Here is a 13604-nt window from a genome sequence, read left to right on the forward strand (position 1 = left end):
AGAACTAAATACACGTCATTTCAGCGATCGAAAGAAGTTCCTAATGATACCAGCAGGGGTATATGCACAGCGAATTCTAGAAATTCAGGCATTAATCCTAGAAATTCCGGACTTATTCCAGCGAGTTTGAGCGATAATCCGGCGAGTTTTGATCATATATCGGCGAGATGACATAACTCGACAAACTCCTGACTCCATATACCCTTAACCCCAACAAAAAAACGGCCTACAAGACCGTTTTTTTCACATCATCATAACACTCATACAGAGCTTTTCTCTTTTTTGCGAGCTGGAGGTACATGAATCGCTTTTCCGCTCGCGCTCTCAATCGCTTCAAGCCATGCTTCGTTCAAAGCTGGATGCGCATAGACCGGGTAAGCCAGATCCTCTTCACGCGCAACCATCTCAAGTGCAAATGTTCCCGCTTGTATCATTTCGACAGCGCCAGCTCCCATCATGTGAATGCCGAGAACCACATCACTCTTCGCGTCCATCACCATCTTGGACAATCCTTCTTTTTGACCGAGGATGGAAGCAAAGCCATTGCCACTCATTGAAAATTGCCCCGTCTTCACTTCATAGCCCTCAGCTAGAGCTTGCTCTTCTGAGAGACCTACGGAAGCAATCGGCGGATTCGTGTGCACCACATAAGGAACAAGACTTAAATTGAACGATGACTGCATTCCTCCCATATGTTCAGCTGCCGTCTTTCCTTGCTTAATTGCTTTTGATGCTAACTTCATCCCAATCGTACAGTCACCAGCCGCGTATATGTTAGAAACAGAACTTTGGCTATGTTCGTTTACGATAATAAAACCATTCTCGTCACGTTCGATCGAAATCGCTTCTAGTCCTAGACTATCCACATTCGGCGAATAGCCAGCAGCATACAATACATGAGAAGTCTCGACAGAAATTTTTTCATCACCGTCTTTTTTCAACGATACGGTTACTGAATCAGCCATCTCTTCAGCACTTTCCCATAGATGATTCTTAAATACTTTTATCTTGTTTTTCTTTAAAACACGCTGCAGTTCTTTTTCAATGCTAGCGTCAAGACCAAAGCCATTACGGGGTATGGCTAACGTAACATCACTCCCAAGCTGTCTGTAAGCCATAGCTGCTTCCAGTGCAAAGTAATCAGCTCCATAGATGAATAGACTTTTAGGAAGCTCACCCAACTCCCATAACGTATGAGGTGTCATGATTCTATGTGATAGCTTTGCCTGTTCTGGCAATAATGGTGAACTTCCTGTCGCGATGAGCGCGTGCTCAAATTCATACATCTCAAAATGATGACCAGAGTCGATACCTATTCTCTCACCGGACATAAAAGATGCTGTACCTGTTAAATGCTCAATTTTGTTTGCTTTTATCAGGGCTTCTACTCCCTTTTGAAGTCCAGTTACAACCGAAGAATAATAGTTTGTGAAGGTATCATATTCAAAACTTGCGTCTGAAACTGAAATCCCCATGTTTTTATATTGATAAAGGCTTGAAAAGTTAGAAGCAGACTGTGTAAGGCTCTTTGAAGGAATACATCCCTTATGAAGGCAAACACCGCCTAACTTTTCTTTTTCGATCAGCGTAACTTCCATTCCAAGCTGTGCCGCACGGATTGCGGCATGGTATCCGCCAGGTCCGCCTCCGATAATAACCAGTTGTCGTTTTGTTGCAAAATCACCTACAACCATCTATATCAGCTCCAGTGTCATGAAGTAAGGATTCTCGATGAGTTCTTTTACGCGGTTCGTGAACATGACAGCCGTTGCGCCGTCTGCAACGCGGTGGTCAAACGACATAGATACGTTCATCATAGAACGAATCACGATCTCATCTCCGATCACAACAGGCGTTTTCTTTGTTTTATGAAAAGCCATCAGCGCTACTTCAGGATGATTGATGATCGGTGTCGCAGCGATCGAGCCGAGCGGACCAACGTTTGAAATCGTAAACGTGCTTCCTGTTAGATCAGAACCTTTCAGCTTGTTCGTCTTAGCACGTGTGATCTTGTCTTTCATGTCAACCGCGATGTCTCGTATATTTCTTTGTTCGACTTTTTGAATCACTGGTACGATCAAACCTTCATCAGAGTCGGTGGCGATGCCGATATTCACATTTTTCTCAAGACGAATGACTTCTTTTTCTTCATCTAGCTTTGCGTTGAAAATCGGGAAATCTTTTAATGCGATCTGAATCGCTTTTACGAAAAACGCTGCAACAGACACGTTCATGCCACGCTTGTTATCTGGATCCATCGCTTTAAGCTGTTTCTTCAGATTCATAACAGCTGTTACATCGATCTCTTCAAAATGCGTGACGTGCGGAATCGTCGCAAGAGATTGAACCATTTTCTTCGCGATCTGCTTCCTGCGTCCTTTAAACGGAATCTCTTCCGGGTCACTTGTTGAAAACTCTTTAGTCGGAGCAGTCGCTTTTTCTTCCACAGAACCATGTGGTGTTGCCTCAGTTTCTGTAGGCTGATCAATAAAGTTATAAACGTCTTGATCTGTCACACGTCCACCAGGTCCTGTACCCTTGATCTGTTCGATATCCACACCGTTTTCACGCGCAATTTTTCGAGTATATGGAGCAGCTAGAACACGCTTGTTCAATGTTGCGATACCGCCCGAAAAGGCAGTGTGACTTGGTGCTTTAACTATTTTTTCAACGACCGGCTGATCTTTGTTTTCTGGAGCGTCTTCTGCTTTTTGGGAAGACGGCGCAAAAGCATCAATCGTTAAGATAACAGATCCTACAGTCACGACATCTCCCTCTTTTACCTTGATGTCTTTAATCGTTCCGGCTGCTGGTGAAGGAAGTTCGGCGGTTACTTTATCCGTTTGAACCTCTACTAAAGGCTGATCAACTTTTACGGAGTCTCCGGCTTTTACGAAAAAGTGTATAACTTCTCCTTCGTGCATTCCTTCACCGATATCATGCAATTTAACTTCTACCACTCACACTCACCTCCTAAAATTGCGTTACTTTTTCAATAGCTTGAACAACACGATCCGCACTTGGCAAATAATGATCTTCTAGCGCAAACATCGGAACCGGCGTATCAAAACCTGTTACGCGCTCGATCGGCGCTTTCATATAAAGGAAAGAAGTATCATTGATCAATGATATGATCGTTTCTCCCAGTCCACCTGTTCCCGGTGCTTCATGAACAATGACGGCACGACCCGTTTTTTGTACACTTTCAGCGATCATTTCTTTATCTAACGGATATAGTGTACGAAGGTCGATCACGTCACACTTGATCCCTTTTTCTTCTGCTGTCTTTGCAGCTTTCATAACGACTTCGATCATCGCGCCATAAGCAAAAATTGTTACATCGTTTCCTTCTTGAAGGCGAGCAGCTTTTCCAAGTGGAACATTATACTTTCCTTCAGGAACATCCATCTTCGTACTTCTGTAACAGCGCATCGGCTCTAAGAAAAGGACAGGATCAGGATCTTCAATCGCTGAAACAAGCATCCCTTTTGCGTCATACGGATTAGATGGAACAACAACCTTCATTCCTGGCATCCCCGTAAATAAAGCTTCAACAGAATCAGAATGGATTTCAGGTGCACGTACGCCTGCTCCAAAAGGTGCCCGAATGACCATTGGCACTGTAAAATGTCCAAGTGTTCTCGCACGGATTCGAGACGCATGAGTCATGATCTGATTGAACGCAGGATAGATGAAACCAAGAAACTGCATCTCAGCGATTGGTTTGAAGCCGTTTATCGCAAGCCCGATCGATGTACCAATAATGCCAGATTCAGCAAGCGGTGTATCAATGACTCGATTCTCTCCAAATTCAGCAACTAGACCATCTGTTGCACGGAACACTCCGCCGTTCTGTCCAACATCTTCACCAAGCACGATTACGTTCTCGTGTTCTTTCATCATCACTCTCATACCGTCTGTTACAGCTTGAACCATCGTTAATTTTTTCGTATCTACTGCCGTTGTCATTAGCGATCACCTCTTGAATGAGCGTATGCTTCTTTTTGGCTTTCGATCGGCCAAGGATTCTCTGCAAACACATGATCAAACACATCGTTATAATGCGGTGCTTGTGCTTCTTCCATCTCTTTTACTGCTGCTTCAATCTCCAGCGTTAGTGATTCTTGGAGGTCAGCCGCCCACTTCTCATCCCACATGTTTTCGTTCTTCATAAATCGCTCTAATCTAAGAATCGGATCCGTCGTCTCACGGCGGTTCACAGACTCTTCTTGATTTCTGTATTTGGAAGGATCATCAGCTGTTGTATGTGCACCATAACGCCACGTTACAGCTTCAATCAACGTTGGTCCTTCCCCTTTTCTGGCTCGCTCCACCGCTGTACGCGTGTGGAAATATACAGCGAACACATCATTACCGTCTAATCGAACGCCTTCCATCTCGTATGCTACTGCTTTTTGAGCGATTGTTTTACTTTTCATCTGCTTTTCGATCGGTACTGAAATGGCAAACCCATTGTTTTGATTAAAGAAAACAACAGGAGCGTTAAACACGCTAGCAAAGTTTAAGCCTTCGTGAAAATCACCTTCTGATGTTGCTCCGTCTCCAAAGTAAACGATAGAAGCACGATCTGTACCTTTTAACTTTTCAGCCCAAGCAGCTCCTGTCGCATGAAGAAGCTGTGATGCAATCGGAACGGCTGGAGGAAAAATGTTCTTTCCTTCCGGAGGGATACATCCTTCTTGGCGGCCTTTCCAATAAAGAAAAAGTGTTTTTAGCGAATGACCAAATGTCATCGTTGCCGCGTGATCTCGATAAGTCGGGAACATCCAATCGCCTTCACCCATCGCCATCGCGCTTCCGATCTGTGACGCTTCTTGCCCTTCGAAAGGAACGTACGTACCGATCCGTCCTTGACGCTGCAGGTTTACCCCTTTACGGTCAAAAAGCCTCGAACGAAGCATCTTCGTGTAAAGCTCTTTCGTTAGTTCCTCTGTGATCTCACCGCGGTATGTTTCGTCATTCCACTCACCGTTCTCATTAATGATCTGCATCTTTGGAAATAACTTTTCCATGGATAAATTCCCTCCTTAGTTTCGAACTTGCCATTTTGGTCTTCGGTTGTGAGCGAAAAAGCTGTTTCGTTTTGATCGGGCTAGAAGCTTCTCCTCACAGAAAAGATTTGCTGCTTCCATCGTTGATATCTGGTTCTTCGTGCTCTCACTATAGATCTGTATCAAACTGTCATAGATCGCTCTCGTTTTTGTTAAGACTCGAGCCTTATTCGGACCATAAAGCTCATCAGCTACCTGAATGAGCCCTCCTGCGTTCACAATATAATCCGGACCATATAGGATTCCTTTTTGTTGCAGGTAAAGCCCATGTTTATCTTCTAAAAGCTGATTGTTAGCACTTCCAACTATCGCTTTAACTTTCAACTGTTCGATCGTCTCGTCGTGAATGATTCCTCCTAGTGCACATGGTATGAAGATGTCAGCGTCCACCCCGTAGATGTCGCTTCCCTCAACCACCTCCACATTTCCAGGCAGAAGTTCTGCTCGTTCTTGAATCATCTTTAACGCTTTTTCGTTAATATCCGTTACATAGATCTGTGCACCGGCAGCGAGCAGTTGCTCTGCGACCTTAAACCCTACTTTTCCTAATCCTTGTATCGAGTAGGACCTACCTGCAAGTTCATCTGTTCCTTCGAGAGTCTGAATCGTAGCTTGAAGGCCATAGATAACTCCTTGTGCTGTTGGAACAGAAGAGTCGCCGCTGCCGCCATATTCCTCAGGTACCCCGACGATACAATTCGTTTCCTTTAACGCGTGAACAAAATCATCAGGCGTCGTACCCATATCCGTTCCTGTGTAAAAACGACCGTTTAAAGAATCTACAAACTGTCCGAACGCTCGAAACAACTCTGGTGTACGATCAGTCGTGGGGTCTCCGATAATGACCGATTTACCCCCACCGAAGTCAACATCCGCACCTGCACATTTGTATGTCATACCTTTTGACAGTCTCAGAACGTCCTCAAGTGCCTCATCCACCGATCCGTATGGTCTCATTCGGCATCCCCCGAGTGCTGGGCCTAATGTTGTGTTATGTATAGCGATAATTGCTTTGAGACCTGTTGATGGATCGTTACAAAAAACAACTTGCTCATGCTGTGATATTTTTTCAAACATGTGTAAATCCCCCTAGTGTGTCTCTTGTTACTCTATTTCTTTTTCGCTTTGCCGCTTTAAAGTGTAAGCGCTTTCATTATTGGATAAAAAAATTTAAATCTTCATTTCTTTAATTTTTTGTGAGATTGCTTCTCGTGGCAGAATATATTGTGTTACTTCTCCTTCACCTGCTATTGCTTTACCGTTATAGACGGTCACATCACATATGACAGCTTTGCCTTTAACTTCTCTTAACGTGGCCGTTACAGTAAGCTCAGCGCCTTCTGGTGTCGGAGCCATATGCTTGGCTGCAACTCCACCGCCGATTCCTTCTTCGTGCTCTTCAAGATATGGCAATATAATCTGTCTCGCTGCCCATTCCATATGATAGACCATGCTAACCGTTGAATAGGCTGGATGGACAAGCTTTCCTTCAAATTGAGCAAACATATCGGGTGTAACGGTAGCTTTGATGGTCGCACTTTGGCCGACCTTCATGCCTGATTTCATGCACACACCTCATATCTTTTATCAAATTTATATAACGTTTTCTTAACGTAATCATAACATTTTGTGTGATATCCGGTCAATGAATCCCCAGAATTGTTTGATTTGTAAGAAATATGAAAAATATGCAAAAATGGTTCTGGAGGTGTATTTATTAAATGGATGAATGTATATTTTGTGATCCCATGAGTTTTCCTGAACAAAAAATAGTATTAGAGAATGAAAGTTGCTACTTTTTGCAGAGTCCGAGAGCTCAGGATATTTTACAAGGTGCGGGATTGATTATTCCAAAAGCTCATAAACAGACTGTATTTGATTTAAGTGAAAAAGAGTGGAGTGATACATATGAGTTGATGCAGCAAGCAAAAAGTTTGCTAGACTCAGAGTTTGCACCTGATGGCTACAGCACGGGATGGAACGTAAATCGAGTGGCTGGTCAGAGCATTCCACACGCTCATTTTCATATCATCCCTCGATTTGATGACGAGCCGTTCGCAGGAAGAGGCATTCGTTCGTGGATCAAGTCTGAGGAAAACCGCAGGACGGGCAGGCAAAGTAAGACTTTATAAATTCCTTTTTTATGTGATGGACGATTATTTTTATGTGATTCATAATCATTTTTATGTGATTGATCACCTTTTTTATGTGATCGGCGCTGTTTTTTATATGATTAAGTTTAGCGGAAGCTCCCTACCGCATAAAAAAGCTGATACAGCACATGCTGTATCAGCTTTATCCTTATCATTTCCGCAACTGCTTCAATACTTCGTCAACTTTCGCATGATCTTCAGGAGTTTCATCCATGTGCTTCCACAAAACCTCTCCATTTCGATCAAACAGCCATGAACTTCCTTGAATGTTCACATCTTGATTTTTCACTGCGCTTAAAAAATGCTTTCTTTCCTTCTTATCTTTAGGCACAATGTCGCTTATCTTAACTTCACCTTTTAAGAGATCCGCACCTACAGACAGCATGCTTTTAACAGTCGTCATGTGGTGGTTTCCCATTTCCTCGTATAGCTCAAGCTCCGGATCACCATAGATTTCAAACGGAAATGGTCCATGTACATTCATAAATTCTTGAATCTGTTCACGATTTGCTGGTGATACGACAACAACTTTTACATCTAAACGTTCAAACTTCTCAAATGACTCACGCAACTGCGCAAGGAACTCTTGATAGTATGGTCAGCCAAGGTGTCTGACTAACACAACGAATGTTTTATCTTCACCGAACAACTCATCTAGCTTTACAGATTTTGAACCTTCAATGGATAGCACTTCCTGATCTAGTTTCATCCAGATCGCCTCCTCATATTATACGTTCGGGTATTCCTGAGAAAGAGGGTGAAGCATGATCTCATCAACCACCATGTGTTTTGGTGCGCTTGCCATGTACGCTACAGCTTCTGCGATATCATCTACTTTTAGCCAATCTTCTTTAAAATCAAGACCTTGTTCAGAATCAGCAAAGTACGTATCGATCGCTCCTGGATTCACAGTACCTACACGAACACCAAATTCTCTGAGTTCTTGTGCAAGAGACCCCGAAAATCCTTGAACCGCATACTTTGTAGCTGTATAGACAGAGCCGTTCGCAATCGTTCTGCGACCCACATCTGATGAGATCGTGATAATCGTTCCCTCTTTTCGCTCTTTCATATGTGGAACAACCGCTGTACTACATAAGAATACACCTTGTACGTTAACTTCAAACATTTTTTGAAAGTCTGCTAATGAATGTTCTTCTGCCAATTTAAACTGACCGACACCCGCATTATTTACTAGAATATCAATGTTTCCAAACGCTTCAAACGTTTGTTTAAATAGTTCAGCTACGTCCGCTTCATTTGTCACATCGGCTTTTATGGCAAGAACATCGAAACCTTTAGCTTTTAACTCTTCTCCGGTTTTGAAGATACCATCAGACGAACCAACGATCGCTAATTTTGCTCCTAATGTTCCTAGCTTTTCTGCTATAGCTTTCCCACACCCGCGAGTTGCTCCAGTTACTACTGCTGTTTTGTTTTTTAGCATGTATAAAACTTCCCTTCACTTCTATGTTTCACAAATTCTATTATTAACACAAAAAAGGCGCTAAAACCAATTATGGTCCGCGCCTTTCTTTCTAATTTCCTTTTAAAAAAGTCCAAGCATGTTAACGAATACGATGATGATGACAACAGGAACGACATAACGGATCAGCATGAGCCATAGCGCAAAGCCTTTTACCGAAACAGAGGAACCTGCTCTAAACTCTTGAAGTAGCATCTCTCTAGGATAACGATAGCCTACGAATAACGCGATGAATAACGCACCTAAAGGAAGTAAGATGTTACTAACTAAGTAGTCGAGTTGATCAAAGATAATCTTGTCAAACAGCGTGAAATCTGACCATACGCCATAAGACAAAGTAGATGGTACTCCGAATGCAAAGATAAGAATTCCAATGATCCATGACCATTTTGCACGGTTCTCTAGTTCACCCTTTGTGATTGATGCAACGATGATCTCTAACATCGAGAAAGCTGATGTAAGGGTCGCAAATAAGAACAGCGCCAAGAACACGATAAAGAATAACTGTCCAAAAACAATCTGATCAAATACGGCAGGAAGTACAACGAAAAGCAAGCCAGGTCCTTCTGTTGGCTCTAGACCTAAAGAAAATACACCTGGGAAGATCGCTAACCCTGCTAATAAGGAAATCAATACGTTCAGTAATACGATAGTTGTCGCTGATTTTGTAAGACTTTCTTTTTTACTCAAGTAAGAGCTGTACGTTACCATTACAGAGATACCTACACTTAATGAGAAGAAAGACTGACCTAATGCAAATAGGATATCGTCTCCACCGATCTTGGAAAAATCAGGAAACAAGAAGAACTTTACGCCTTCCATCGCATTATCAAGTGTTAATGAGCGAATGATCAATACAGCAAACAAAACAAAAAGAGCTGGCATCATGATTTGGTTTGCTTTTTCGATACCGTTCTTAATCCCGCGACTTACAACGAAAATCGTGATCATCATAAAGATGAACTGAGAGATCAAAACGGGCCATGTACTAGAGATCGATTGGCCAAACATTTGACTAAAGTCATGATTAAAGAAGTCCCCGGAAAAACTTTTACCAAGGTAGAGTACGATCCATCCACCGATTACACTGTAAAATGATAATAAGATAAATGCTGTCGCTACACCCATTCTGCCTAACCAAGGCCATGCAGTACCTGGCGCGATCTTTCGATAAGCGGAAACTGCCTCTTTTTGTGCACCTCGACCGATAACAAACTCAGCCATTAATAGCGGAAAACCGATTAGAAACGTAAACAATAAAAAGAGAAGGAAAAAAGCTCCCCCGCCGCTAGTACCGGCAACATAAGGGAATTTCCAAATTGCACCGAGTCCAATTGCTGATCCTGCTGCAGCTAGAATAAAAGCTAACTTTGACGTCCACTGGTCTTGCTGATTCATAATTACATACACCCTCCTGTTACTATTACTACTGAATTAGATGAAACGATTGTTTAACATACTTACTGCTTCTCTTGCTTCTTTCATCATGGTCTCTAGCAGATCTTTTACGCTCGGCACATCCGAAATCGCACCAGCGATCTGACCGCTATTAATAAAACCGTTCTCCAAGTCCCCTTTTACAGCTCCTAAAATATGATGATCCTCTGAGGTGTGTGTAATAAACTCTTCAGGTGAGACGCCATTTTTTTCAAGTTGAATTAACTTTTGAGCATAAGGTGTATCATAAATTCTTCTGATCTTTCCAGTTGAGCGGCCAACGATTAACGTTTTGGTATCATCTGCCTCTACTAAGGAAGTCTTGTATCTCTCATGAAAAGGTGCTTCCTTTGTTGCAATGAATCGAGTTCCCATCTGAACACCTTGGGCACCAAGAGCAAAGGCAGCTGCCATACCGCTCCCATCAGCAATACCTCCAGCAGCGATAACCGGGATCTGTACGCTTTTGGATACCTGCGGCAACAGAACCATTGTCGTTGTCTCATACGGTGAGTTAAGTCCCGCAGCTTCATAGCCTTCAGCTACTAGCAGATCTGCCCCTGCTGCCTCGGCTTTTTTAGCATGATAGACAGAAGCCACAACACAGATAACCTTTAAGCCGTGTTCCTTTAGTTTCGGTATGTAAGGCGCTGGATTACCTGCAGATAAGGAAACAACTTCCACTTTATGTTTGATCAGAAGTCTAAGAATTTCTTTTACATTTGATGCAACGGTTAAAGGTACATTAACAGCAAATGGCCTGTCTGTCATCCCCTTTGTTGCAATTATCAAATTTTCTACCTCTTCAGGTGACATCGTACCAGCACCGATTGTGCCTAACCCACCTGCATTTGATATAGCAGAAGCTAGTTCTGCATTACTAACATTTCCCATTCCTCCTTGAAGGATCGGATACTGAATGTTTAACAATTCACAGATGGAATTCAATTTCTCCACTTCCCATTCTAACCTTTGTTATACTGAACCTATAACCTGTACGAGGGAGGCTCATAATGAAATACACGTTTAATGGAAAAACACCAGATGTTCATGAAAGCGCTTTTATTGCGCCTGGGGTTCACTTGATTGGCGACGTTACAATAGAAGAAGGAGCAAGCGTCTGGTTTAACTCCGTTCTTCGAGGTGATGAAGGACCGATCTCCATCGGCAAAAAGACTAACGTTCAAGACAATTGCACGCTACACCTCTATGAGGGGTATCCTCTCATACTAGAAGATGAAGTGTCGATCGGTCACAACGTCATCCTGCACGGATGTACGATTAAAAAAGGCGCACTCGTTGGTATGGGTTCTACCATTCTTGATGGTGTAGAAATTGGTGAACAAGCATTCATCGGTGCGAATACACTAATTCCTCCCGGCAAAAAAATTCCGCCGCGTGTCATGGTCATGGGTTCACCGGGTAAAATCATACGCGAACTGAACGACGATGATCTAAAGCTCATTCAGCTTACGATCGACACGTATTATGAAAAAGGGAAACAGTTCCGTGATGAATTAAAAGAATAGTAGAAAAGCACTTTCGTACAATAGCTTGCGAAAGTGCTTTTTTAGTTGTATCTAGCCTAATTCTTTTATGACCGGTTCTCCTGAATAAGAGGATGATTAAGAGCATCAAACTCTGAATCTTTCTTTAGATCGTTTCCATCCGAATAGATGCTTTCAAAGAAACGACTTGCAGGTCCTGCTAATGCTCGGTAATAATCACTAAAGAGCGAAGCTGCGTGATCACCTAGCCAGTCTGCATGAAGAAGCTCCTTCGGAAGACCTGGATCGATAAACAGGAACTTACGATATTCGTGAACAAGTTTTGTACGCTCTACAAAGCACTCTCCGTCTGTCATCTCACCTTTTTCAATCTTATTCTTATCGATCACATACTTTTGAGAATACGTTACGATGAACTCGTTGTATTTTTCGTTAATGTCATTCAGATCCCAACACTCAGAAACTAGCTTTTCATTCTCATTCGGCCCATTGTAAACGGCTGTAAACGAATGAACATAGTCTTTGATCTCATATTTATCAATCATAGATTGAATCTGCTCAGAGTATGCGTGCGGTGAGATCCAGAAACTGTTAGCAAGCAGACCAAATCCGCTCCAGACCAGTTCCTTTCGAAGCTCATCACGAATGCTTCTTTTCTCTTCAGGAATCGTATAGGTGAACATCATCCATTCGCCGTTCCACGGTTCCTGTTGCGCGTTAAAAATTCTCTTTGCTGCTTCATCCATCCGCTTTTTTCCACGCTCAGTTAAAAAATAATAACTTTTATTGCCTTGTTTTCTAGCTGCGATCCAGCCTTGCTTATTCATTCTGGAAATCGCTGCTCTTACGGCCTGTTCGTTGTGACCAAACTCTTCTAACAATCGAATCAAGCTGCCGATCCATATCTCACTGCCATAATGCCGGATATAGTCTCCGTATAATGTGAATATCATGGAGCGTGTGTTTAAACTATTCTGCATGTTCATACCCTCATTTGTACCTGTTATTGTCTGTACAATCCTACCATAAAGAAAACTGGACTAACATCAAGTCTTTCAGTTCAGAACTTCATTGAACTTATATTAACGACTTATATGTAACCTCGTCGAAAATCATCGGTACAAAAAAGTTATACTCTATGATAGTGGAATTATGGAGACAGAAACAAGTTACTCTCCCTTAAATACAGGCGGTCTTTTTTCTCCAAAAGCAACGAGTGCTTCCATTCGATCTTTTGTGGGAATTGTCACTTCATACGCTTTCGCCTCAATCGCAAGTCCTGTCTGAAGATCCACTTCCGTTCCATGCTTGATCGCATACTTTGCTTGCTGAACGGCAACTGGTCCATTCTTCATAATAAGACCAGCATAGTTTTCACAAACAGCCATCAATTCTTCTCTCGATGTTACTTGGTTTAAGATACCGTATGAAAAAGCTTCTTCCGCCATCATCTTTTTCGCTGTTAAAATCAGTTCCATCGCTTTCGCTTGACCGATCAGTCTAGGAAGACGCTGAGTTCCTCCCGCACCAGGAATGATCGCCCAACTAAGTTCTGTCAGACCCATCGACGCTTCTCTCACAGAAACCCGCAGATCACAAGCAAGAGCTAACTCGAAGCCTCCTCCAAAAGCATGGCCATTGATCGCACAGATCGTAGGCTGCGGCAACGCTTCAACAGCAGAGAACACATCGCGAATCTTACGTACATTTCTTCTTACTTCTGAATCACTCAGTGTACGGCGTTCTTTTAGATCAGCTCCTGCACTGAATGCTTTTTCCCCTGCACCTGTAAAAATCACAACGCGAACATCATTATTGTGATGAATGTCTTCTACGACTTCTTCAAGCTCTTTTAATGTTGAAAAGTTAAAGCAGTTCAAAACTTCTGGACGGTTTAAGGTTACATATGCAACATAATCTTTTACTTCGTATAAAATAGCACTCATGT

At 42.6% G+C, this 13604-nt stretch carries 14 protein-coding genes; 2 read left to right on the plus strand and 12 right to left on the minus strand.

Annotated features, from left to right (window positions below; translation table 11 throughout):
• Positions 1–260: 260 nt before the first annotated feature.
• The 6 genes from lpdA to FS458_RS16680 all read right to left on the minus strand — a co-directional run bounded on the left by lpdA (position 261) and on the right by FS458_RS16680 (position 6638).
• Positions 261–1694: a dihydrolipoyl dehydrogenase gene (gene lpdA / locus FS458_RS16655; protein ID WP_144702757.1), complete on the minus strand. Its 1434-nt coding sequence runs from the start codon at positions 1692–1694 to the stop codon at positions 261–263.
• Complete coding sequence (locus FS458_RS16660) at positions 1695–2960, minus strand: dihydrolipoamide acetyltransferase family protein (RefSeq protein ID WP_144702760.1); 1266 nt, start codon at positions 2958–2960, stop codon at positions 1695–1697.
• A 13-nt stretch (positions 2961–2973) separates the two neighbouring features.
• Positions 2974–3969: an alpha-ketoacid dehydrogenase subunit beta gene (locus FS458_RS16665; protein WP_144702763.1), complete on the minus strand. Its 996-nt coding sequence runs from the start codon at positions 3967–3969 to the stop codon at positions 2974–2976.
• Positions 3969–5033, minus strand: a complete 1065-nt coding sequence (gene pdhA, locus FS458_RS16670; protein ID WP_144702766.1) for a pyruvate dehydrogenase (acetyl-transferring) E1 component subunit alpha — start codon at positions 5031–5033, stop codon at positions 3969–3971. Before pdhA ends, FS458_RS16665 begins: the two co-directional genes overlap by 1 nt.
• Positions 5034–5048: 15 nt before the next feature.
• The gene (locus FS458_RS16675) at positions 5049–6149 is read right to left on the minus strand and encodes a Leu/Phe/Val dehydrogenase (protein WP_144702769.1); all 1101 of its coding nucleotides are present in this window, start codon (positions 6147–6149) and stop codon (positions 5049–5051) included.
• Between the two features lie 93 nt (positions 6150–6242).
• Positions 6243–6638, minus strand: a complete 396-nt coding sequence (locus tag FS458_RS16680) for a thioesterase family protein (protein WP_144702772.1) — start codon at positions 6636–6638, stop codon at positions 6243–6245.
• 155 nt (positions 6639–6793) lie between these two features.
• Between FS458_RS16680 and FS458_RS16685 the strand changes: the two genes are divergently transcribed.
• On the plus strand, positions 6794–7204 hold the full coding sequence (locus FS458_RS16685; protein WP_144702775.1) for an HIT family protein: 411 nt from the start codon (positions 6794–6796) through the stop codon (positions 7202–7204).
• A 172-nt stretch (positions 7205–7376) separates the two neighbouring features.
• On the opposite strand, the gene FS458_RS16690 is transcribed toward FS458_RS16685, so the two are convergent.
• The 4 genes from FS458_RS16690 to FS458_RS16705 all read right to left on the minus strand — a co-directional run bounded on the left by FS458_RS16690 (position 7377) and on the right by FS458_RS16705 (position 11096).
• Entirely contained in the window at positions 7377–7796 is a 420-nt protein-coding gene (locus FS458_RS16690; RefSeq protein ID WP_144702778.1) for an AhpC/TSA family protein, read from the minus strand.
• Positions 7797–7952: 156 nt separating this feature from the next.
• Positions 7953–8672, minus strand: a complete 720-nt coding sequence (locus tag FS458_RS16695; RefSeq protein ID WP_144702781.1) for an SDR family oxidoreductase — start codon at positions 8670–8672, stop codon at positions 7953–7955.
• A gap of 102 nt (positions 8673–8774) precedes the next feature.
• The gene (locus FS458_RS16700) at positions 8775–10109 is read right to left on the minus strand and encodes a sodium-dependent transporter (protein ID WP_144702784.1); all 1335 of its coding nucleotides are present in this window, start codon (positions 10107–10109) and stop codon (positions 8775–8777) included.
• 36 nt (positions 10110–10145) lie between these two features.
• Positions 10146–11096 (minus strand): NAD(P)H-dependent flavin oxidoreductase, encoded by a 951-nt coding sequence (locus tag FS458_RS16705; protein WP_144703755.1) that lies wholly within the window; start codon positions 11094–11096, stop codon positions 10146–10148.
• Between the two features lie 65 nt (positions 11097–11161).
• Between FS458_RS16705 and FS458_RS16710 the strand changes: the two genes are divergently transcribed.
• On the plus strand, positions 11162–11677 hold the full coding sequence (locus FS458_RS16710; RefSeq protein ID WP_144702787.1) for a gamma carbonic anhydrase family protein: 516 nt from the start codon (positions 11162–11164) through the stop codon (positions 11675–11677).
• A gap of 65 nt (positions 11678–11742) precedes the next feature.
• On the opposite strand, the gene paaX is transcribed toward FS458_RS16710, so the two are convergent.
• On the minus strand, positions 11743–12636 hold the full coding sequence (paaX, locus tag FS458_RS16715) for a phenylacetic acid degradation operon negative regulatory protein PaaX (RefSeq protein ID WP_144702791.1): 894 nt from the start codon (positions 12634–12636) through the stop codon (positions 11743–11745).
• A gap of 189 nt (positions 12637–12825) precedes the next feature.
• Entirely contained in the window at positions 12826–13602 is a 777-nt protein-coding gene (locus tag FS458_RS16720; RefSeq protein ID WP_144702794.1) for an enoyl-CoA hydratase-related protein, read from the minus strand.
• Between the last annotated feature and the right edge of the window lie 2 nt (positions 13603–13604).

Origin of the sequence: Fictibacillus phosphorivorans (assembly GCF_007673525.1) — a bacterium.
GTDB classification, from domain to species: domain Bacteria; phylum Bacillota; class Bacilli; order Bacillales; family Fictibacillaceae; genus Fictibacillus; species Fictibacillus phosphorivorans_C.

Excerpts from the sequence above, each read along its gene's own strand:
- lpdA (WP_144702757.1), bottom strand. The coding sequence starts at position 1,694 with ATGGTTGTAGGTGATTTTGCAACAAAACGACAACTGGTTATTATCGGA.
- FS458_RS16665 (WP_144702763.1), bottom strand. The coding sequence starts at position 3,969 with ATGACAACGGCAGTAGATACGAAAAAATTAACGATGGTTCAAGCTGTA.
- pdhA (WP_144702766.1), bottom strand. The coding sequence starts at position 5,033 with ATGGAAAAGTTATTTCCAAAGATGCAGATCATTAATGAGAACGGTGAG.
- FS458_RS16675 (WP_144702769.1), bottom strand. The coding sequence starts at position 6,149 with ATGTTTGAAAAAATATCACAGCATGAGCAAGTTGTTTTTTGTAACGAT.
- FS458_RS16680 (WP_144702772.1), bottom strand. The coding sequence starts at position 6,638 with ATGAAATCAGGCATGAAGGTCGGCCAAAGTGCGACCATCAAAGCTACC.
- FS458_RS16685 (WP_144702775.1), top strand. The coding sequence starts at position 6,794 with ATGGATGAATGTATATTTTGTGATCCCATGAGTTTTCCTGAACAAAAA.
- FS458_RS16695 (WP_144702781.1), bottom strand. The coding sequence starts at position 8,672 with ATGCTAAAAAACAAAACAGCAGTAGTAACTGGAGCAACTCGCGGGTGT.
- FS458_RS16700 (WP_144702784.1), bottom strand. The coding sequence starts at position 10,109 with ATGAATCAGCAAGACCAGTGGACGTCAAAGTTAGCTTTTATTCTAGCT.
- FS458_RS16710 (WP_144702787.1), top strand. The coding sequence starts at position 11,162 with ATGAAATACACGTTTAATGGAAAAACACCAGATGTTCATGAAAGCGCT.
- paaX (WP_144702791.1), bottom strand. The coding sequence starts at position 12,636 with ATGCAGAATAGTTTAAACACACGCTCCATGATATTCACATTATACGGA.
- FS458_RS16720 (WP_144702794.1), bottom strand. The coding sequence starts at position 13,602 with ATGAGTGCTATTTTATACGAAGTAAAAGATTATGTTGCATATGTAACC.